The 20,115-nt window shown below is 73.3% G+C and carries 14 protein-coding genes and 2 pseudogenes; 10 read left to right on the top strand and 6 right to left on the bottom strand.

What is annotated here, in order from left to right:
* Positions 1-334 precede the first annotated feature (334 nt).
* The 3 genes and pseudogenes from MCBG_RS13765 to MCBG_RS13755 all read right to left on the bottom strand — a co-directional run bounded on the left by MCBG_RS13765 (position 335) and on the right by MCBG_RS13755 (position 5,033).
* Complete coding sequence (locus MCBG_RS13765; protein ID WP_043326039.1) at positions 335-1,954, bottom strand: metallophosphoesterase family protein; 1,620 nt, start codon at positions 1,952-1,954, stop codon at positions 335-337.
* A 53-nt stretch (positions 1,955-2,007) separates the two neighbouring features.
* Positions 2,008-3,183, bottom strand: coding sequence for a PQQ-dependent sugar dehydrogenase (locus MCBG_RS13760; protein ID WP_043326037.1), 1,176 nt, complete (start codon positions 3,181-3,183; stop codon positions 2,008-2,010).
* 45 nt (positions 3,184-3,228) lie between these two features.
* A pseudogene (locus MCBG_RS13755) lies at positions 3,229-5,033 on the bottom strand (SpoIIE family protein phosphatase).
* Between the two features lie 142 nt (positions 5,034-5,175).
* Here MCBG_RS13755 and MCBG_RS13750 point away from each other — a divergent pair.
* Positions 5,176-6,101 (top strand): annotated as a pseudogene (locus MCBG_RS13750) (2-hydroxyacid dehydrogenase).
* Here MCBG_RS13750 and MCBG_RS13745 read toward each other — a convergent pair.
* Entirely contained in the window at positions 6,095-6,478 is a 384-nt protein-coding gene (locus MCBG_RS13745; RefSeq protein WP_043326035.1) for a PH domain-containing protein, read from the bottom strand. The pseudogene MCBG_RS13750 and the gene MCBG_RS13745 overlap by 7 nt on opposite strands.
* A gap of 307 nt (positions 6,479-6,785) precedes the next feature.
* Between MCBG_RS13745 and MCBG_RS13740 the strand changes: the two genes are divergently transcribed.
* The gene (locus MCBG_RS13740; protein ID WP_223201213.1) at positions 6,786-9,143 is read left to right on the top strand and encodes a bifunctional diguanylate cyclase/phosphodiesterase; all 2,358 of its coding nucleotides are present in this window, start codon (positions 6,786-6,788) and stop codon (positions 9,141-9,143) included.
* A gap of 11 nt (positions 9,144-9,154) precedes the next feature.
* Here the strand turns inward: MCBG_RS13740 and MCBG_RS13735 are convergent, their stop codons facing one another.
* Positions 9,155-10,180 (bottom strand): LacI family DNA-binding transcriptional regulator, encoded by a 1,026-nt coding sequence (locus MCBG_RS13735; RefSeq protein ID WP_043326033.1) that lies wholly within the window; start codon positions 10,178-10,180, stop codon positions 9,155-9,157.
* A 339-nt stretch (positions 10,181-10,519) separates the two neighbouring features.
* On the opposite strand from MCBG_RS13735, the gene MCBG_RS13730 reads away from it, so the two are divergent.
* The 6 genes from MCBG_RS13730 (at position 10,520) to MCBG_RS13705 (ending at position 18,287) form a co-directional block, all read left to right on the top strand.
* A complete protein-coding gene (locus MCBG_RS13730; protein WP_043326031.1) occupies positions 10,520-11,803 on the top strand; it encodes an ABC transporter substrate-binding protein in 1,284 nt (427 codons plus the stop codon).
* A gap of 70 nt (positions 11,804-11,873) precedes the next feature.
* Positions 11,874-12,875 (top strand): carbohydrate ABC transporter permease, encoded by a 1,002-nt coding sequence (locus tag MCBG_RS13725; RefSeq protein WP_043326029.1) that lies wholly within the window; start codon positions 11,874-11,876, stop codon positions 12,873-12,875.
* Positions 12,872-13,732, top strand: coding sequence for a carbohydrate ABC transporter permease (locus MCBG_RS13720; RefSeq protein ID WP_043326027.1), 861 nt, complete (start codon positions 12,872-12,874; stop codon positions 13,730-13,732). Before MCBG_RS13725 ends, MCBG_RS13720 begins: the two co-directional genes overlap by 4 nt.
* Complete coding sequence (locus tag MCBG_RS13715) at positions 13,729-16,176, top strand: glycoside hydrolase family 2 protein (RefSeq protein ID WP_043326026.1); 2,448 nt, start codon at positions 13,729-13,731, stop codon at positions 16,174-16,176. The genes MCBG_RS13720 and MCBG_RS13715 overlap by 4 nt, the downstream gene beginning before the upstream one ends.
* Positions 16,177-16,257: 81 nt before the next feature.
* Positions 16,258-16,596 (top strand): ArsR/SmtB family transcription factor, encoded by a 339-nt coding sequence (locus MCBG_RS13710; protein ID WP_043326024.1) that lies wholly within the window; start codon positions 16,258-16,260, stop codon positions 16,594-16,596.
* A complete protein-coding gene (locus tag MCBG_RS13705; RefSeq protein ID WP_043326022.1) occupies positions 16,593-18,287 on the top strand; it encodes a SulP family inorganic anion transporter in 1,695 nt (564 codons plus the stop codon). The genes MCBG_RS13710 and MCBG_RS13705 overlap by 4 nt, the downstream gene beginning before the upstream one ends.
* Here the strand turns inward: MCBG_RS13705 and MCBG_RS13700 are convergent.
* On the bottom strand, positions 18,284-18,967 hold the full coding sequence (locus MCBG_RS13700; protein ID WP_043326021.1) for a DUF4386 domain-containing protein: 684 nt from the start codon (positions 18,965-18,967) through the stop codon (positions 18,284-18,286). The two genes, MCBG_RS13705 and MCBG_RS13700, sit on opposite strands and share 4 nt — an antisense overlap.
* Positions 18,968-19,052: 85 nt before the next feature.
* On the opposite strand from MCBG_RS13700, the gene MCBG_RS13695 reads away from it, so the two are divergent.
* Positions 19,053-19,757: a TetR/AcrR family transcriptional regulator C-terminal domain-containing protein gene (locus MCBG_RS13695; RefSeq protein WP_084789519.1), complete on the top strand. Its 705-nt coding sequence runs from the start codon at positions 19,053-19,055 to the stop codon at positions 19,755-19,757.
* 53 nt (positions 19,758-19,810) lie between these two features.
* Positions 19,811-19,984, top strand: coding sequence for a hypothetical protein (locus tag MCBG_RS33020; protein ID WP_181373735.1), 174 nt, complete (start codon positions 19,811-19,813; stop codon positions 19,982-19,984).
* The last annotated feature ends 131 nt before the right edge of the window (positions 19,985-20,115 follow it).

Genomic DNA, 20,115 nt, shown 5'->3' with positions numbered 1-20,115 from the left:
CGGGCTGGTCCGGCTCGACCCCGGCACCGCGGCAGGCCGTGGTGGTCACGGAAAGCGACGGCTTCGCCCGATTGCTGAGAGTGACCGTCTCCGGCGACCCGGGCGATCGCCTCTCGCCGCCTTTGCTCTGCAGCCACATCCGCAGCATCGCCCTGAGCTGGGGTGCGGCGAAGAGTGCCCGCGGCGCGCGGCCGTCCGTGCGGTCACTCCCGGTGCCTGCCGCGCCGATGGGTGCAGAGCAAAGGCGGCGGCAGGACATGCCAGTGCCGGACGGGTCGGTGACACGCGGTGACCGGGCGTCCGCGCGGCAGGCGGCCGGAGAAGGCCCGGACGGTCAGCGGGTGGGGGTGGCGGTGGGGCTCAGGGTGGTCGAACCCGGCGACGGCGACTCGGAGGGTCCCCGGGTCGGGGTCGGGGTGACCGGCACCTGGTCGCCCTTGGCCGGGTCGCGGATGACGTGCCGCTCCAGGTTGACCTGCGACTGCCCGGTCCCGCCCACGGTGATCTCGTCGTAGGCCTGGAGCAGCTTCTGCTGGTCGAAGTAGAGCACCGTCATGGTCAGCGGCGTCGGCTTCTCGCCCTCCAGGCCGCGCAGCCCGGCCCCGCCGGTCGAGCCCTCCACCATCAGCGTGGTCGGCTGCTTGCCGGGCACCTCCGGCAGCTTCGACACCTGCCGGGCGTGGGTGTGCCCGGAGAGCACCAGCGGGCAGGTGCCGGAGAGCGGGCCGGCCGAGGCGGGATCGTGCACGAGCGCGATGTCGACCTTGCGCGGCGACTTCTCGACCGTCGCGGCGAGCTGTTCGCCGGCGCCGATCACCTGGTCGGCGACGGCGGCGGTGAGGCCGCTGCCGGCCGGTGAGGTCTCCTTGTCCGGAGTGAAGCGGGGGTCGCCGATGCCGGCGATGGTCAGCCCGCCCACCGTCGTGATCGAGTTGTTCAGCACAATCGCGTTCGGCTGCTGGGCCACCGCGGCGGCGGTGCGCGGCGAGTCGTGGTTGCCGCGGATGAACACGTACGGCTTCTTGAGCAGGCCGATCGAGCCGACGAAGGACGCCTCCGGCTCGCTGCCCCAGTCGGTCATGTCGCCGGTGTCGATGACCACGTCGATGCCGAACTGCTCGACCACGGTACGGATCAACTGCCAGCCGGTCGGGTTGAGGTGCATGTCCGACACGTGCAGCACCCGGGTGGTGCCCGGCGACGGCTGCACCACCGGCAGCGCGGAGACCGTGGTGTACAGCTTGCTGACGTTGCCGACCAGCCGCTGCAACTGCTCGGCGTACTTGGTGTAGTCGTTGGCGATCCGCCGCGCGTCACCGACGATCGCGGGCGCGTTCACCAGCAGGCCCTCGTACCGTGGCTCCTCGATCGCCTGCGGACGCAGCGTCGTCGCGGCCACTCCGAGGCTGCCGGCGGTGATGACGAGCGCCAGGCCGCCGGCCCAGGCGGTACGGCGCACGTCGCGGAACACAAGCGCGGCCAGGATCAGTGTGGCCAGCACCGCCGAGGCGAGCGTACGCAGCCCGAGCCGCATCACGCCGTCGCGGACGTCCTGCACCGCCGACTGGCTGGCCCGGCTGATGCTGGCCGGGTCGTCGATCAGCGCCTCGGTGCGCCCCTGGTCGAGCGCGCCCACCTCGACGGTCAGGTACGCCGGCCCGTCGTGGCTGTCCAGCAGCAACGCGCCCAGCGGCGGGATGTCGACGGTGGTGCCGCCGCTCAGTGACGGGCTGAGCTTCAGCTCGGCCCGGAACGGGCCGATGTCGGTGCCGACGTGGCCGCCCGCGTACGTGCCGACCACGATGCCGCCGAGCGTGACCGCGAACAGGGCCAGCACGACACCCAGCCGGCGCAGCCGGCGACCCGGCCGCCACGCCGTCCAGCGGCGGGCAGGCCCGCGCCCGGGCGACGTCTCGTCCCCCGCGCGGTGCTCTTCGTTGTCGTGGCCGTCCATGCTGAGATCCTGACCTGCCCCTTGAGCGATCTTGACAAACCTGCCGACCCGGATCAGCTCCGGCCGGCGCCCCCGTCGGCGAAGACCAGCCGCAGGAGGCGGTCGTCCTCGGCGGCGGGCCGGCCCCGCCCGTCCCGGTTCGAGGTGCTCACCCAGAGCGAGCCGTCCGGGGCCACCGCCGCCGCCCGGAGCCGGCCGTACTTGTCGTTGAGCAGGTCGCGCGGCTGACCGAGGACGGTCCCGTTGCCGGCCAGCTCCACCAGCCACAGCCGTTGCCCGCGCAGGCAGGCGGCGACCAGCAGCCGATCCACGGCGGCCAGGCCGGAGCAGGAGGCGTCGCCGGTGGGCCACTGCGTGATCGGGTTGACGTAGCGCCTGTCGTCGCTGCGCCCCTCCACCCGGGGCCACCCGTAGTTGCCGCCCTTGTTGATCGGGTTGATCTCGTCCCAGGTGTTCTGCCCGAACTCCACCGCGTACATCTTCTTGTCCGGCGTCCAGGCGAAGCCCTGCACGTTGCGGTGTCCGGTCGACCAGACCGGCGACCCGGCGGTCGGGTTGCCCGGCGCCGGCTTGCCGTCCGGGGTGATCCGCAGGATCTTGCCGCCGAGGCTCTTCGCGTCCTGGGCGTTCTCGGTGCGCCCGGCGTCGCCGGTGCTGGCGTAGAGGAGACCGTCCGGGCCGAAGCCCAGCCCGCCGCCGTTGTGCGTGCCGGCCTTCGGGATGCCGGTCAGGATCGGCGTCGGCGCCTGCCCGAGCCGCATCTTGGCGATCCGGTTGTCGTTCTCGGCGGTGTAGTAGACGAAGATCGTCCGGTCCCGCTCGTACGCCGGCGAGACCGCGATGCCGAGCAGACCGCCCTCGCCGCCGGCGGCCACGTCCGGCACGGTCTGCACCGGCCGCACGGCCAGCCCGTCCGGGCCGGACTCGGGGCCGACCTGAAGGATCCGCCCCTTGTCCCGCTCGGTCACCAGCGCCGCGCCGTCGGGCAGGAACGCGATGCCCCACGGCACCTCCAGGCCCTTGGCCAGCACGGTGGCGACCACCTGCTGGCCGGCCCCACCCGGGCTGGCGGTGCTGGACGGGCTCGGCAGGTTGGGCGGCGCGCCGGCCGGGTCCGGCTCGGGCTCGCCGAGGGCGCAACCGGCGCTGCCCAGCAGCAGCGCCGCGCAGGACACCGCCAGCGCCGTGCGGAGCCGGCGGGCACGGGGGTACGGAAGACGCGCTCTCACCCGGCCCAGCCTAGCCGGGCGAAGCGCCGAACCGGGCCGCTCAGCTCAGCCGGCACGCAGGGCGAGCAGGGCCACGTCGTCCTCACGGCGGTGGGCGGCGGCGAGCAGCCGGTCGCAGAGCAGGTCCAGCGGTACGCCCGGCCCGTCGGCGCGGAGATGGGCGAGCAGGTCGGCCTGTCCCTCGTCGATCGACCGGTCCCGGCGCTCGATCAGCCGTCGGTGTGCAGCAGCAGCGTGTCGCCGGGGGCGAGGACCAGTGTCCGGCCGGTACGCCGGGGCGCCCGGGCCAGGCCGAGCAGCGGCCCGCGTCCCTCGGCGACCGAGACCGTGCCGTCCGCCCGGACCAGCACCGGTGGGGGATGCCCGGCGTTGCACCAGGAGACCCGCAGCCCGTCCCCGTCCGGGCGGATCCGGGCCAGCACCGCGGTGGCGACGGTGGGCACCCGCAGCCCGCCCATCGCCCGGTCGAGCTGCGCCACCAGCAACTCCACCGGGTCGTCGCGCCCGTACGCGTTGCCGCGCACCAGGTTGCGCAACTGGCCCATGGTGGCCGCCGCCTCGATGTCGTGACCGGCGACGTCACCGATCGCGGCCACCAGCTCGCCGTCGGGCTGGACGAACGCGTCGTACCAGTCACCGCCCACCTCGACCCGGTCCGCGACCGGCAGGTAGCGGGCGGCCAGCTCGATCCCCGGCACCGTCGGCAGGGTGGGCAGCATGCTGTGCTGGAGCACCTCGGCGACGTGGCGCTGCTCACCGTAGAGGCGGCTGTTGCCGACCGCCTGTCCGGCGCGTACCCCGATGTCCTGCGCGGTGCGCAGGTCGCTGTCGTCGAAACCGCGCCGCCCCTGGCGGTTGACGAGGGTGACCGCCCCGATCACCCGGTCCCCGGCGGCGGTGATCGGCACGGTCAGGTGGGAGCCGATGCCGAGCCGGTCGGCGAGCGGCACCAGCTCCGGGCGCGTGGTGCCGCGCGCCACGTCGTCCAGTCCGGCCACGGCCCGCACCGCCGGCCGCCCGGTACGCAGCACCGAACGGATCTGCGACTCCGCGCTGAGGCCGGTCGTCAGCAACTCGGCGAAGCGGGCCAGGTCGGCCTCGCGTTCGGCGTCCCGGTGTACGCCGGTGACGGTGCGCGGGCGGCCCGCCGGGTCGACGAGCGTGATCAGGCACCAGTCGGCGAGCAGCGGCACCATCGCGTGCCCGAGCCGGTCGACGGCAGTGGCCACGTCGAGCGTGCCGCCGAGCATCTCGCTCATCCCGGCCAGCATGGCGAGCCGGTCGTGCGCCTCCTCGGCGCGGCGGCGGGCCTGCTCGGCGCCGCGGACCGCGATGCGCAGCCGCAGCTCCGAGGAGCACGCGGCGGCCAGGTCGGCGAGCGTACGCAGCTGCTCGGGGGTCCAGGCCCGGGGCTTGCTGTCGATCGCGCAGAGCGAGCCGAGCACCCGCCCGTCCAGGTCGGTGAGCGGCATTCCGGCGTACGCCACCACGCCCAGGTCCTCGATGGCCAGGTTGAGGCGTACCCGGGGGTAGAGGCGGGCGTCGGGCAGCACCAGCGGCATCTCGATGTCGACGACGTGCTGGCAGAACGAGTGGCTCAGCGGTGTCTGCCGGCGCGCCGCCCAGGGCTCCGGCAGTCCGGTCGCGCCGGGAAAGAACTGCCGGTCGGCGTCGACCAGGGAGACCAGCGCGACCGGCACGTCGAGCAGGTCGCCGACCAGGCGGGCGAACCTGTCGAACGCCTCGTCGGGTACGGCGTCGAGCCGCGTCTCGTCGAGCGCACGCAACCGGTCGGGATCGGTGAGCGCGGCAATCGGCACGGCCACCCGGCCCCGGCCGTCCTCGCTCATCGCCACCGCCCTCAGCAAGCGGAACACCCGACCGGCATCCCGTCCTCGGTTATACCCCGCTGCACTGTCAATCGACCCCGGGCGGGGCGTTCGTCACGGCCCACGCCATGCCGGCCCGGGGCTGCCGATATGGTCGGCGGTCGTGAAGGCATGGATCCCGCACCCCGAAGGCCTCCGGCTGCTCGGCGAGCTGCCGCCCGGCGTCACCGTGGAGCTGCTGGAGGACCCGGAACGGCCCCCGTCGTCCCCGGCCGGGGTGCGGTTCTGGGTGCCGCCGTTCCTGTCCGGCCCGGACGCCGGCGCGTTCCTGGCCCGCCTGCCGGACGTCGAGGTGGTGCAGCTGCTCTCCGCCGGCGCGGACGCCTGGGTGGGGCGCGTCCCGGACGGTGTGACGCTCTGCGACGCCCGGGGCGTGCACGACTCGCCCACCGCCGAGTGGGTGGTGGCCGCGATCCTCGCCTCGCTGCGCGGGTTCGCGCCGCTGGCCCGGGCGCAGGCGCGGCGCGAGTGGGCGTACGACGAGGTGGCGCCGACCGACGAACTTGCCGGTAAGCGCGTGCTGATCGTGGGCGCCGGCTCGATCGGCACGGCGGTGCGTGACCGGCTCGCCCCGTTCGAGGTGAGCTTCACGCTGGTGGCCCGTACGCCGCGCCCGGACCAGGGTGTGCACGGGGTGGACGAGCTGCCCGCCCTGCTGCCGGAGGCGGACGTGGTGGTGCTGCTGGTGCCGCTGACCGACCGGACCCGGGGGCTGGTCGACGAGAAGTTCCTGGCCGCGATGCCGGACGGCGCGTTGCTGGTGAACGCCGCACGGGGGCCGGTGGTCAGCACCCCGGCGCTGCTCGCCGAGCTGGCCTCGGGGCGCCTGCGGGCGGCGGTGGACGTCACCGACCCGGAGCCGCTGCCCGCCGACCATCCCCTGTGGGAGCTGCCGAACCTGCTGCTCACCCCGCACATCGGCGGCTCGGTACGCGGTCTGCTGCCCCGTGCGTACCGCCTGGTGGCCGAGCAGCTGCGCCGGTACGTGCCGGGGAGGAGCTGACGAACCGGGTGGTCGAGGCTTACTGAGCGTTCGCCTCACCGGGCAGCTCCTTCCCGGTGACGGCGATCAGGTGGGGCAGCTCGGTGGCGCGTACCGCCGGCAGCATCACCACCTCGCCGTCGTCGAGCCGGGCGAGCGCGCGGCCCCGGGCATCGCCGGCCAGTTCGGTGACGCGCGTCCACGGCACCCGGCGTTGCCCGGCGATCGCCCGCAGCCGCAGTTCCGCGGCGTCGGCGTCGGTGCCGGCGCGCCACGCCCAGACCGCGACGGTGAGCGGGACGAGCAGCACCCAGAGCAGCCACCAGCGGGCGGAGGCCAGCGGCAGCGCGCCGATGGTGGCGACGATCGCGGCGACCAGGATGGCCTGGTTGTGTCGGAAACGGACGGTATCGGCACGGCTCACCCTCCGATGATCCCACCCGGCCGACTCCCGCCACCCCGCGCCCCGGCAGCCCCGCCAACCCCGGAGATCTTGGTACGTCTCCGCCCTCCCGAGGGCGACTGCGTACCAAGATCTGGCGCGGGCTCGTCGGGAGGCGGGGGTGTGACGGATGTCACTGGTGGGATGACGTCACCGGGCGCTTCCGGGATCGTTTCTAGGCGTGGCCGCAGCGGTCCCCGCCGATGCGTCCCGCCCGCCCCGACCCCGCACGTCGTTACCGCGAACCGCAACCGCACCGCCCCCGTGCCCCCTCACGAAGGCGACCGCCGTGCCCGTCCCTCCTCCCGCCGGTCCCCGTCGGCGGCCACCCCTGCCCGATGTCGCCGTGTCGCTCACCGGCGCGGTCTTTCTCCTGGCGGGCGTCGCCGGGCTCCTACCCGGTCCGGCCGCGACCGCGCTCGCCGTCGCCGGTGGATCCGCACTCGCCTGCGTCCGGCTCGCCTGGCTGGCCGGTGGAGCGCTGCCCGCTCCGAGCGACCTCGCCCCGAACGCGCCGCCGACCGTCGACGCCCGAACCGCCGAATCACCAGCCCGGAGCACCGAAACCGGCCCACCCGAGCGCCGGGACGCACTCGCGGCGGGCGTGACGACCGGGCGGCAGGCGCGCCGGGTCGCGTTGTCCCGCCGGGTCGCCGCGATCCTCGACGCCGCCGTCCTGGTCGCCGGGCTCTCCGTGGCGGTGCTGCCGCTGAGTGATCCCGCGTACCGGCTGCCGATCGCGCTGACCGGGCTGTGCCTCACCGCGCCGCTGTACGTGACGGCGCTGCTGCGCCTGCCCGGCCGGTCCCGGCTGTCCGGGCCCGAGCTGGTACGCCGTACCGTCGACGTGCTCGCGCTCGGCGTCAGCCTGGTCTTCGCCGGCTGGATGCTGCTGCCGGGCGGCCCGGTCCCGGCCGCCGCCGGGATCGCCGCGTCGGGCGGCGCGGTGGTGCTGGCCGTGCTCGTGGTGGCGGCCCTCGCCGAACGTCACCGCCGGCCGGGCGCCGCACGCTGTCACGCCGGGGCCGCGCTGACGCTCGGCGGGGCTGACGCTGCTTGTGGTGCTGCTGGCGTACGGCGCGCCGGACCGGGCGCTGCCGGTCGTCGCAGCGCCGCTGCTGGCGGGGGCGCTGCTGACCGTCGCGGGCCTCCGGCGTGCCTGGCCGGGGAGCGGCCGGACCGGGACGTGGCGCCGGCCGCCTGGCCCCGCCTCACCGCGCCGGCCGGGATCGCCGCGCTGGCCGCCGGTGTCCATCTGTGCGTGGTGGGGGAGTTCAGCACCGGCGCGATGGCCCTGGGCCTGACGGTCGTTCCGCCGATCATGGTGGGTGAGCTGCTCGCCGCCGCGGACCAGCGTCGCCGCGTGCAACGACTGGCGGCCCGGGAGGCGTGGCTGCGGCGCAGGCTCGGGCCTGATGCCCGGGCCGTCGAGCCCGCGCCACTGACGCGCGCGGATCTGGTCCGGGCGTTGGCGCAGCGCAACGGTGGCGCCCTGCTCGTGGTCGACCTGCACGGCGAGGGCGCGGCCGTGCCGGAGGGGCCGGTGCTCACCGAGGTCGCGCGCCGGCTCCGAGCCGGCGTCGAGGCGCACGACCTGGTCGCCCGGCTGGGCGACGCCGAGTACGCGGTCCTCACCGATGTCGGGCCGGTGCTGGCGTACGCGCTCGGCACCCGGCTGCTGGCGGCGCTGACCGAGCCGTACCCGCGGCCGGGCGGGGTGGCCCGGGTGCGGGTGAGCGTCGGGCTGGCCGAGACCGGAAGCGGCGAGCCGGAGGACGTGCTGCGTCAGGCCGACCTGGCCCGCCGCCGGGCGGTGCAGCTCGGCCGGGACCGGGTCGAGTGGTACGACGCCTACCTGGAGGAGCAACTGGTCCGGCGCCTGGATCTGGAACGGGAGCTGCCCGGCGCGGTGGCGCGCGGTGAGCTGGACCTGGTCTACCAGCCGGTGGTGGCGCTCGCGGAGCGGACACCGGTCGGCACCGAGGCGTTGCTGCGCTGGCGCAGTCCCACGCTGGGCACCGTGCTGCCGGCGGAGTTGCTGCCGGTGGCGGCCGACCTCGATCTGGTCGGCGAGATCGGGCGGTGGGTGGTGGACCGGGCCTGCCGCCAACTCGCCGCGTGGTCGGGGGGCGGCCGGGAGCTGTGGATGGCTGTCAACGTGACGCCGCGTGAGCTGGCCGCGCCGGACTTCGTGGCGCGTACGGCGACCGCGCTGGCCGCGTACGACGTGTCGCCGGAGCGGCTGGTGGTGGAGGTGGCCGAGCCGGGGGTGGGCGCCGAGTTGTCCACTGTGGTGGCCCGGCTCGCCGGTCTCCGCTCGATCGGCGTGCGGACCGCGCTCGACGACTTCCGCGCCGAGCACGCCTCGCTCGCCCAGCTCCGCCGCCTGCCGATCGACCTGCTCAAGGTGGGCCCGCATCTGGTCCGGCCGGGTGGGGACGGGCAGCGTCCGCTCATCGACGTGGTGGCGAACCTGGCCGACCGGCTCGGGGTCGAGTTGGTGGTCGAGGAGCTGGAGTCGGAGGGCCAGGTGGCGGGCGCGCGCCGGGCCGGCTGCCGGTACGGGCAGGGCTTCGCGCTGGCCCGCCCGGCGACCGCCGAGCGGGTCGAGGCGTGGTTCGAGGAGTTCCCCTCCGCCGCCCGCTGAGCTGAACCGGTTCAGCGTTCTGTCGTACGAGGTGGGGCCGTGCTGCCGCGCGGCGTGAGGTGCGCGGTCTCGTCCTGGACCACGGCGGCCGGCTCACCCGCGATCACGGCGAGGAGCTGCCGGGCGGCGTGCGCGCCGTACGCCGGGATGTCCCGGCCCAGCGCGGTCAGCGGCGGGTGCACCAGCCGGCAGAGCGGCGAGTCGTCCCAGGCCACGATGGACAGGTCGCCGGGGACGGCCAGGCCCATCTCCTGGGCCACCGAGAGCCCGGCGATCGCCATCACGTCGTTGTCGTAGATCACCGCGGTGGGGCGGGCGGCGGAGCTGAGCAGCCGGCGGGTCGCCCGCGCGCCCTCCTCGCCGGTGTAGTCGGACCAGACCGTCTGCGCCTCCTCCAGCCCGAGCCGCCGGCACACGCCGGTGAACGCCTCGGTGCGGATCTCGGTGTGCAGCAGCGAGGGCAGCCCGCCGACCCGGGCGATGCGCCGGTGGCCGAGCGCGACCAGGTACTCCACCGTCTCGACCAGCGCCGCCGCGTCGTCGGCCCAGACGCTCGCGAGGCCGCCGGTGTGGCCGGGGCCGCCGATCACCACCGCCGGCAGTTGCAGCTCCTCCAGCGCCGGCACCCGCCGGTCGTCGGTGCGCAGGTCGCAGACGAGCACGCCGTCGACCCGGCGCTCGGCCCACCACCGCCGGTAGACCGCGATCTCGGCGTCCTGGTCGCTGACCACCTGGAGCGTGAGCGCGTACGAGCGGGCCGACAGCTCGGCCTCGACGCCGCTGATCAGCTCCATGAAGAACGGCTCGATGCCGAGTATCCGGGCGGGGCGGCACAGCGCCAGCCCGACCGCCTTGGCGGTCGCCCCGGACAACGCGCGGGCGGCGCTGCTGGGCCGGAACCCGATCTCGGCGGCGATCGCGAGGATGCGCTGGCGGGTCGCCTCGGAGACGCCGGGCTGGCCGTTGAGCGCGTACGACACCGCGCCCTTGGAGACCCCGGCGCGCCGGGCGACGTCGGCGATGGTCGGCCGCTTCACCGGAGCGTTCCTCCACTGTGTCCGGCCCTCGCGGGCGCTTCCGGTCGCCGGATCACCGGCGTCTGGTGACGCTACTGCACGCGGTGCCGGGTCCGGGTGCCGCGGGCGGCATCGGTGGACCGCATCCGGCGGCAGTCGCTTGTGCGGTTCAGCTTAGAGCGCGGACCCGACGAGACCGCCCGCAGCGTGGTCGTGAGCGGCGGCGAGGTTACCGGATCGGCACATCGGTAACCGGCCGTTGACAGTCGTGAATGGGAACCGTACGGTGGCGTCACTTATCCGGTTCAGTCAACGTCTCTCGATATTCGGGAGCGTTCCCATTTCGGCGTGGAGGATGAGATGAGACGGTCCTGGACGCACCTGGCGCGGGTGACCGCCGTCGGTGCCGTCAGCCTGGTCATGATCGCCGCCTGCAGCGGCCGGAGCACCACCGGCGGCTCCGACCCGGCCGGTGGTCAGGTCACGCTGAAAATCAACTTCTGGGGCGACTTCGGGCTCCAGGACCTCAAGGCCAGGTACGAGGCCGAACATCCGAACGTCAAGATCCAGCTCAACTCGGGCGAGTACAACGCCCAGCACGAGGACCTGCAGAAGAAGCTCGTCGCGGGCAACGGCGCGCCGGACATCGCGGCGATCGACGAGGGCTTCATGGTCCAGTTCCGAAGCCAGTCCGACAAGTTCGTCAACCTGCTCGACAAGGGCGCCGGCTCGTACGAGAGCAAGTACCTGCCCTGGAAGTGGAAGCAGTCGCTGTCGGCGGACGGCAAGACGCAGATCGGCCTCGGCACCGACGTCGGCGGCCTGGCCATGTGCTACCGCACCGACCTGTTCAAGGCCGCCGGCCTGCCCACCGAACGCGACCAGGTGTCAGCGCTCTGGCCCACCTGGGACAGGTTCATCGAGGTCGGCCAGCAGTACACCACCACGACGAAGAAGAAGTTCATCGACGCCGGCACCAACCTGTTCAACCCGATCCTCGGTCAGCAGCCGGTCGGGTTCTACGACGAGCAGGACCAGCTCCGGATGGAGCAGGGCCCGAAAGTCGCGTTCGACTACACGGTCAAGGCCGTCGGCGCCGGGCTCTCGGCGAACCTGGTCAGCTTCCAGGCCGACTGGGACAAGGGCTTCACCAGCGGCGCGTTCGCGGTGCTCGCCTGCCCGGCCTGGATGCTCGGCCACATCAAGGACACCGCGCCCGGCACCGAGGGCAAGTGGGACATCGCCGCGGTACCGGGTGGCGGCGGCAACTGGGGCGGATCGTTCCTGACGTTGCCGAAGCAGGGCAAGAACGTCGACGAGGCGTACAAGCTGCTGACCTGGCTGGTCGCGCCGGAACAGCAGATCGAGATCTTCAAGAAGGTCGGCAACCTGCCGTCGCAGCCGGCGCTCTACACCGACCCGGCCATCGCCGACTTCAAGAACCCGTTCTTCAACGACGCCCCGGTCGGCCAGATCTTCCCGAAGATGGCGCAGGGCCTCACCCCGCAGTACCTGGGCCGCAAGAACGGCCCGACCCGGGTGGCGGTGGAGAACGTGATCCGGCGGGTGGAGAACAAGTCGCTCAAGTCCGGCGCCGCCTGGAACGAGGCGGTCAAGGAGGCCGAGAAGGCCGCGAAGTCCTGACGTGTCAGCGGTGACGTGGCGGCCCGGCCCGCCCCGTCACCGTCCGATCTCCCGGCCCTGGAGTGAACAGATGTCCAGCACCCGTGCCGCACCGCCCCGCCGCCCACCCGCGCCGCAGGGCGGCAGTGCCGGCGACCGGCGGATGACCTGGCGCGACCGGCTGTACCGCTTCGACATGCGCTACGTGCCGTACCTGATGATCGCGCCGTTCTTCCTGCTCTTCCTCGTGTTCGGGCTGTTCCCGCTGCTGTTCAACGCGGTCGTGTCGCTGCGCAACTACCGCCTGGACGACCCGACGCTGCCGTACTGGGCGGGCCTGGAGAACTTCAGCCGCCTGGCCGCCGACGAGGACTTCTGGAACGCCCTTTACAACACGTTCGGCATCTTCCTGCTCTCCACAGTGCCGCAACTGCTGCTCGCGCTGCTCGTCGCGTCGCTGCTCAACCGCAAGCTGCGGGCGCAGACCTGGTGGCGGGTGGGTGTCCTGCTGCCGTACGTGACACCGATCGTGGCCTCCACGATGGTGTTCAGCGTCTTCTTCTCCCGCGACTTCGGCATGGCCAACTGGGTGCTCGGCCTGCTCGGCATCGGCGGCGCGGACGACCCGATCGACTGGCGGGCCGGCAAGCTCCAGGCCTGGATCGCCATCGCCACCATGGTCAACTGGAAGTGGATCGGCTACAACGCGCTGCTCTACCTGGCCGCCATGCAGTCCATCCCGCGCGACGTCTACGAGGCCGCCGCCATCGACGGCGCCGGGCAGTGGAAGCAGCTCTGGCGGATAACCGTGCCGATGATCCAGCCGGTGGTCCTGTTCACAGTCATCCTCTCCACCATCGGCGGGTTGCAGTTGTTCACCGAGCCGATGCTGTTCGACCCGAACGCGCAGGCCGCGACCGGCGGGCCGGACGGCGAATGGCAGACCATCGCCCAGCTCATCTACAAGGTCGGCTGGAAGGACCTCAACCTCGGCTACGCCGCCGCCATGTCCTGGGCGTTGTTCCTGATCATCCTGATCGTGGCCGGCCTCAACTACCTGCTGACCAACCGACTCTCCGGAGGCCGCCGGTGACGACCCGACGTGTGGTGGCCCGGGCCCCGCAGGACACCCCGGCCGGGCTCTGGACCTACCTGCTGCTCGCGGTCAGCATGCTGTTCGCCGCGTTCCCGCTCTACTGGATGTTCGTCATCGCCACCAGTGACGACGAGGCGCTGGCGAAGCTGCCGCCCGCGGTGATCCCCGGCGACCGGTTCCTGACGAACGTCGAGGAGGTCTTCTCCCTCCAAGACGTCTACTTCGCCGCGTCGCTGATCAACAGCGTCATCGTCTCGGTGGTGGTGACCGCCTCGGTGCTGTTCTTCTGCTCGCTGGCCGGCTTCGCGTTCGCCAAGCTGCGCTTCCGGGGCAGCCGCGCGCTGATGCTGTTCGTGGTGCTCACGCTCACCGTGCCCAACCAGCTCGGGATCGTGGCGCTCTACATCGTGATGGGCAAGCTCGGCTGGAACGGCACGCTGCTCGCCGTCATCGCGCCCGGCCTGGTCACCGCGTTCGGCGTGTTCTACATGCGGCAGTTCATCCTGAACACCGTCCCGGACGAGCTGATCGAGTCGGCCCGGGTCGACGGCGCCACGACCATGCGGGTGTACGCGACGATCGTGCTCCCCGCGATCCGCCCGGCGCTGGCGGTGCTCGGCCTGCTCACGTTCGTGGCCACCTGGAACGACTTCCAGTGGCCGCTCATCACGCTCAGCGGCACCGACTACCCGACGTCGATGGTGGCGGTCTCCGACCTCGCAAGCGGCAACTACGTGATCTACCGGCGGGTGCTCGCTGGTGCGTTCATCGCCACCGTGCCCCTGCTGGTCATGCTGTTCATCGGTGGACGTCAGATCGTCCGCGGAATCATGGAAGGCGCGGTGAAGTCGTGAGCCGTCGAACTCTGCTGCACGAGGGATGGACGCTGCGGGCCGAGCCCGGTCCGGCGGTGCCGCCGCAGATCGCCGGGACGGCGGTGCCGGCGACAGTGCCCGGATGCGTGCACACCGACCTGCTCGCGGCCGGCCTCATCCCCGACCCGTACCTGGACGACAACGAGAACCGCCTCACCTGGATCGGCCGCACCGACTGGGTCTACGAGACGACGTTCGGATGGCAGCCCGGCGACGAAGAGCGGGTCGACCTGGTCTGCGCCGGCCTGGACACGGTCGCCACCGTCACGCTCAACGGCGTCGAGGTCGGCCGCACCGAGAACCAGCACCGCTCGTACCGCTTCGACGTCCGCGCGCTGCTGCGCCCGGACGGCAACACCCTGGCCGTACGCTTCGACTCCCCGTACCGGTATGCCGAGGCGCACCGGGACCGGCTCGGTGACCGGCCGAACGCGTACCCGGAGCCGTTCCACTTCATCCGCAAGACCGCCTGCAACTTCGGCTGGGACTGGGGACCGACGCTCGTCACCGCCGGCATCTGGCGCGACATCGGCCTGCACGCCTGGTCCACCGCCCGGCTCGCGTCGGTCCGGCCGATCGTCACGGTGGTCGACGGCGTCGGCCGGGTCGAGCTGCACGCCGAGGTCGAGCGGACCGGCGACGAGCCGCTGACCGTCCGCGCCACCGTCGCCGGGGTCACCGCCGAGATCGCCGTACCGGCGGGGGAGCGGACCGCCGTCGTGACGCTCACCGTCGCGGACCCCGCGCTGTGGTGGCCGATCGGGTACGGCGACCAGCCCCGCTACGACCTCGACGCCACCCTGCACGCCGCCGACGGCCGGGAGCTGGACGCCGCGTCCCGCCGGATCGGGTTCCGCTCGGTACGCCTGGACACCACGCCCGACGCGCACGGCACCCCGTTCGCGCTGCACGTCAACGACGTGCCGGTGTTCGTCAGGGGCGTCAACTGGATCCCCGACGACGCGTTCCCGAACCGGGTCACCCGGGAGCGCCTCGCGCAGCGGTTCGGCCAGGCGGCCGGCGCGCACGTCAACCTGCTGCGCGTCTGGGGCGGCGGCCGGTACGAGTCGGACGACTTCTACGACCTGGCCGACGAGATGGGATTGCTGGTGCAGCAGGACTTCCTGTTCGCCTGCGCCGCGTACCCGGAGGAGGAACCGTTCCGCACCGAGGTCGAGGCGGAGGCGCGCGAGCAGGTCACCCGCCTCGCCGGGCACCCGTCGCTGGTGCTCTGGACCGGCAACAACGAGAACATCTGGGGCTGGCACGACTGGGACTGGCAGGAACCCCTGGCCGGGCGCACCTGGGGACGCGGCTACTACCTGGAGCTGCTCCCCGCCGTCGTCGGGGAGCTGGACCCGACCGTCCCGTACTGGCCGGGCAGTCCCTGGTCCGGCAGCGAGGAACTTCACCCCAACAACCCGGCGCACGGCACCACGCACATCTGGGACGTGTGGAACACCGACGACTACACGCGCTACCGGGACTACGTGCCGCGCTTCGTGGCCGAGTTCGGCTACCAGGCGCCGCCCGCGTACGCGACGCTGCGCCGGGCCCTCTCCGACGACCCGCTCGCGCACGACTCGCCGGGCATGACGCACCACCAGAAGGCAACCGACGGGGACGGCAAGCTGCGGCGCGGGCTCGACGCCCACCTGCCGCCGCCCGCCGACTTCGACGACTGGCACTACCTCACCCAGCTCAACCAGGCCCGCGCCATCCAGCTCGGCGTGGAGCACTTCCGCTCGCACCGGCCGGTCTGCGCCGGCACCGTCGTGTGGCAGCTCAACGACTGCTGGCCGGTCACGTCGTGGTCGGCGATCGACGGCGACGGGCGCCGCAAACCCCTGTGGTACGCGCTGCGCCGCGCCTACGCCGACCGGCTGCTCACCGTGCAGCCGCGCGACGGCCGGCCGGCGCTGGTGGCGGTGAACGAGACCGCGCAGGCGTGGCGCGGGCCGGCCACCGTCACCCGGCTGACAGTCACCGGGGAGCCGAGGGCGAAGACCTCGGTCGACCTCGACGTCCCGGCGTACTCCTCGGTCGTGGTGGAACTGCCGGCGGAGCTGGCGCGGCCGGACGACGGCCGCGCGGAACTGCTCGTCGCGGACGCCGGGGACGCCGCGGAGCGCGCGCTGTGGTTCTTCGCCGAGGACCGCGACGTGCGGTGGCCGGCGGCGCAGTGGGACGCGGCGGTCGAGCCGGTGGACGGCGGCCGGCGGGTCCGGGTGACCGCGCGGACGGTGCTGCGCGACCTGACGCTGTTCCCGGACCGGCTGGACCCGTCCGCCCAGGTCGACGCGGCCCTGGTGACGCTGCTGCCGGGGGAGAGCGTCGTCTTCACGGTGAGCACCACGTGCCCGCTGGATGCCGAGGCGCTCACCTCCCGGCCGGTGCTGCGCTGCGTCAACGACCTGGCCTGAGCGGGACGCCCTTCATCTCCGTCGATGTGAAGATTTATGCAAGTGCTAAAGTCTTCAGAGTCGTCGTCGGAGGGGTGTGTCGTGTCGGTGCCGCTGTACCAGGCCAAGGCGGAGCTGTTCCGCACCCTCGGGCACCCCGTGCGCATCCGGGTGCTCGAACTGCTCCAGGACGGGCCGAAACCGGTCCGCGACCTGCTCGCCGCCATCGACGTGGAGGCGTCCAACCTCTCCCAGCAGCTCGCCGTGCTGCGCCGCGCCGGCATGGTCACCTCGTACCGGGACGGCCCCCTCGTCATGTACGCGCTCAGCACCCCCGACGTGGCGGACCTGCTCGCCGCCGGTCGGCGCATCCTCGGCGCGGTCCTCACCGACCGGGACGGCCTGCTGGACGAGCTGCGGGCCTCGGGGACGGACCGGTGAGCGCGGCGACTGCCCTTCGCGCCGGTGACGTCGTACGGCAGACGGGCCGGCTGTTCCGCGGGCTGCTGCCCGGCCGGGCCGACTGGGCGGCGGCGCGCCGCTCGCCCCGGCGCGACCTGCTCGCCGGGCTCACCGTCGCCGTGGTGGCGCTGCCCCTGGCGCTCGCCTTCGGCGTCACCTCCGGCCTCGGCGCGCAGGCCGGACTGGTCACCGCCGTCGTCGCCGGAGCGGTCGCGGCGGTCTTCGGCGGCTCCAACCTCCAGGTCTCCGGCCCCACCGGAGCGATGACTGTCGTGCTGGTGCCGGTGGTGCAGCAGTTCGGCGCCGGTGGCGTGCTGATGGTCGGCGCGCTGGCCGGGCTGATCCTGATCGCGCTCGCCCTGGCCCGCCTCGGCCGGTACGTCCGCTACCTGCCGTCCCCGGTGATCGAGGGGTTCACCGCCGGCATCGCCGTGGTCATCGCGCTGCAACAGGTGCCGGCCGCGCTCGGCGTCACCGGCGCGCACGGCGAGAAGGTGTGGGCGGTGGCCGCCGACGCGGTCGCCCGGTTCGCCGCGCATCCCCGGCCCGCCGCGATCGCTGTCGCGCTCGGCGTGGCGGCGCTGATGCTGCTCGGCGGCCGGTGGCGGCCCGCCGTGCCGTTCTCCCTGGTCGGGGTGGCCGCCGCGACGCTCCTCGCCGAGCTGGCCCCGATCGACCTGGCCCGGATCGGCGAGCTGCCGCAGGGGCTGCCCGCGCCGTCGCTGGACTTCGTCGACCTCGGCGCGCTGGGCGTGCTGCTGCCCAGCGCCCTCGCCGTGGCCGCGCTCGCCGCGCTGGAGAGCCTGCTCTCCGCCACCGTGGCCGACGGCATGACAGTCGGCGAGCGGCACGACCCGGACCGCGAACTGTTCGGCCAGGGCCTGGCCAACCTCGCCTCCCCGGTCTTCGGCGGCATCCCGGCGACCGCCGCCATCGCCCGTACCGCGGTGAACGTCCGCGCCGGGGCGTCCTCGAAGCTCGCCGCGCTCACCCACGCGGTGGCCCTCGCCGCGATCGTGCTCGCCGCCGCCCCGCTCGTCGGGCGCATCCCGCTGGCCGCCCTGGCCGGGGTGCTGCTCGCCACCACGGTACGGATGGTGGAGGCGGCCTCCCTGCTGGCGCTGATGCGGGCCACCCGCGCCGACGCGGTGGTGCTGGTGCTGACGTTCGCCGTCACCGTCATCTGGGACCTGGTGACAGCTGTGGTCGTCGGGCTCGCTGTCGCGGTCGTGCTGGCGCTGCGCGCGGTGGCCCGCAGCGCCAAGCTGGAACAGGTGCCGCTGGACACCGGCGAGCACAGCGCCGAGGAGCACGCGCTGCTCGCCGAGCACATCGTCGCGTACCGGCTGGACGGGCCGCTCTTCTTCGCCGCCGCGCACACGTTCCTGCTGGAGTTGGCCGAGGTGGCCGACGTGCGGGTGGTGATCCTGCGGATGTCCCGCGTCTCCACCATCGACGCCACCGGCGCGCAGGTGCTCGGCGACGCCATCGCCCGGCTGCGCGCCCGGGGGATCACGGTGCTGCTCTCCGGCATCACCCCGGGCCACGACCAGGTGCTCAGCACGCTCGGCGTCGCCGAGGAGCTGCGCCGCGAGGGCCTGGTGTTCGCGGACACCCCGGCCGCCATCCGGTACGCCCGGGGTGTCGCCCTGGCCGCGAGCCCCGCCTAGTTTGCGGTCGCCCTGGCATCCGTCTCCGCGCGCTTTCGCACGCCGAAGACGATCAGGTAGCCGAGGATCCACACCTCGCCCACCGTGGCGGGCACCACCAGCAGATCGCCGACGATGCCGGCGCCGGGGGCGAGGTACGCGACGAACGTCATGAGCACGTAGCCGACGCCACCGGCGACGAGGAGCCGGCCCAGCGGCCGGGGCAGCCAGCCCGACCGGAGCACGCACCAGCCCATCGGCACCAGCCAGAGCCCGAAGAAGAGGCCGCCCACCTCCCACAGGTTCCCGCTGACCAGGTAGAGCAGCTGGACCGTGTCGGCGTCGCCCGGCCCGCCGGTCGCCACCCCCAGGGCCGCCGCGAGCACTGCGGCGCTGCCCAGGATCGCGACCGCGTTGACGAGCCCGAAGGCGGCGATGCTGCCCGAGGCGGTGCTGTCGACAGTCCGGAACAGGCGGTGGAACCAGACGGCGGTGAGCGCCTGGGTGAGGACGACGAGCAGTTCGAGGACGATGCCGACGCGGGCCAGCGACTCGTGGGCCACCAGGTTGGCGAACGTCGCGCCCGCGTCGTCCGGGTTAAAGATCATCGGCCGGACGGTGAGGAACCCCAGCGCGCCGGTGACGGCGAGCCCGAGGTAGAACAGCCCGGTCACCCGGGCGGTACGGATCAGCTGGTGCATGGCGGCTCCTTCGGGGGTGAACGACGCGGTGGCGGGGCTTGCCTTACGCCGTAAGGCCAACCATACGTTGTAAGGTCAAGGGGAGATGGGGAGCCGGATGGGAGCGCGGAAACCTCGGGAGCCGCTGAGCCGCGAGCGGGCCCTGGCCAGCGCGATCGCCCTCGTCGACGCGGAAGGGATGGAGGCGCTCACGATGCGCCGGCTCGCCGCCGAACTCGGCGTCGAGGCCATGTCGCTCTACCACCACCTACCCGGCAAGGCCGGACTGCTCGACGGCCTCGTGGACGCGGTCGCCACGGAGATCACCTCGGCCGCCGAGCGTGCCGAAGCGGACGCGCCCGGCGGCGACTGGCGTACCCGGCTGCGGCTGCGCTTCCTCGCCGCGCGCGCGGTCATGCTGCGGCACCCGTGGGCCCCCGCGCTGCTCAGCTCGCGCCCGACAGTCCCCGCCGGGGTGTACGCCTACTACGACGGCATCCTCGCCACGCTCGTCGACGGCGGCTTCTCGTACCGGATCGCCCACCGGGCGCTGCACGCGTTCGGCAGCATGGCGCTCGGCTTCGCCCAGGAGGTGTTCCGCCCGGACGCGGGCGGGGCGGCCGACGCCGCAGCCGCGGAAGCGGAGATGGTGGCGCTGGCCGAACGGCTGCCGCACCTGGCCGCGATGGTGGCCGCCGAGACGCACGACGCGGCCGATCCGACGCTGGGCTGGTGCGACTCCCAGACCGAGTTCGAGTTCACCCTCGACCTGCTCTTCGACGGCCTCGAACGACACCTGCAGCGCGCCTGACCCCGTCGGCCCTCGGGCGGGTTCGGGCGGCGCCGGGCGGGTACCAGGGCGGCATGACTGATCCGGTTGAGCTGTCCGAACTGCACGCCGGAGGCGCCGATCCCGACGACGTCATCCCGGACGAGCCGCACGCGGACCTGGACGGCACCGACGAGAACTCACCGGCGGAGTTCGGCCTGCCGATAGATGGCACCGCCCCGGCCGAGGAGGACCCGCCCCGCGCTTGACCTGCCGTTGCGCAGCGCGCCCTCGCGGTGAGTGGAACGCGATGGGTGTCAAACGGGGCCGGAGACACCCATGGCGTTCCACCCAACGGCTCTGTGGGCGAGCACTAGTTGGCAGGGCGGCGAGGCCGGCA

It is taken from the genome of Micromonospora sp. M42, from assembly GCF_000568915.1.
Lineage (GTDB): Bacteria > Actinomycetota > Actinomycetes > Mycobacteriales > Micromonosporaceae > Micromonospora > Micromonospora chalcea.
Note: the sequence above shows the minus strand (reverse complement) of the source record. Positions and strands in the feature narration are given on the sequence as shown.

Bases quoted from the DNA above. Each gene is read 5' to 3' on its own strand.
- MCBG_RS13765 (WP_043326039.1), bottom strand. From the start codon at position 1,954: ATGGACGGCCACGACAACGAAGAGCACCGCGCGGGGGACGAGACGTCG.
- MCBG_RS13730 (WP_043326031.1), top strand. From the start codon at position 10,520: ATGAGACGGTCCTGGACGCACCTGGCGCGGGTGACCGCCGTCGGTGCC.
- MCBG_RS13725 (WP_043326029.1), top strand. From the start codon at position 11,874: ATGTCCAGCACCCGTGCCGCACCGCCCCGCCGCCCACCCGCGCCGCAG.
- MCBG_RS13700 (WP_043326021.1), bottom strand. From the start codon at position 18,967: ATGCACCAGCTGATCCGTACCGCCCGGGTGACCGGGCTGTTCTACCTC.
- MCBG_RS13695 (WP_084789519.1), top strand. From the start codon at position 19,053: ATGGGGAGCCGGATGGGAGCGCGGAAACCTCGGGAGCCGCTGAGCCGC.
- MCBG_RS33020 (WP_181373735.1), top strand. From the start codon at position 19,811: ATGACTGATCCGGTTGAGCTGTCCGAACTGCACGCCGGAGGCGCCGAT.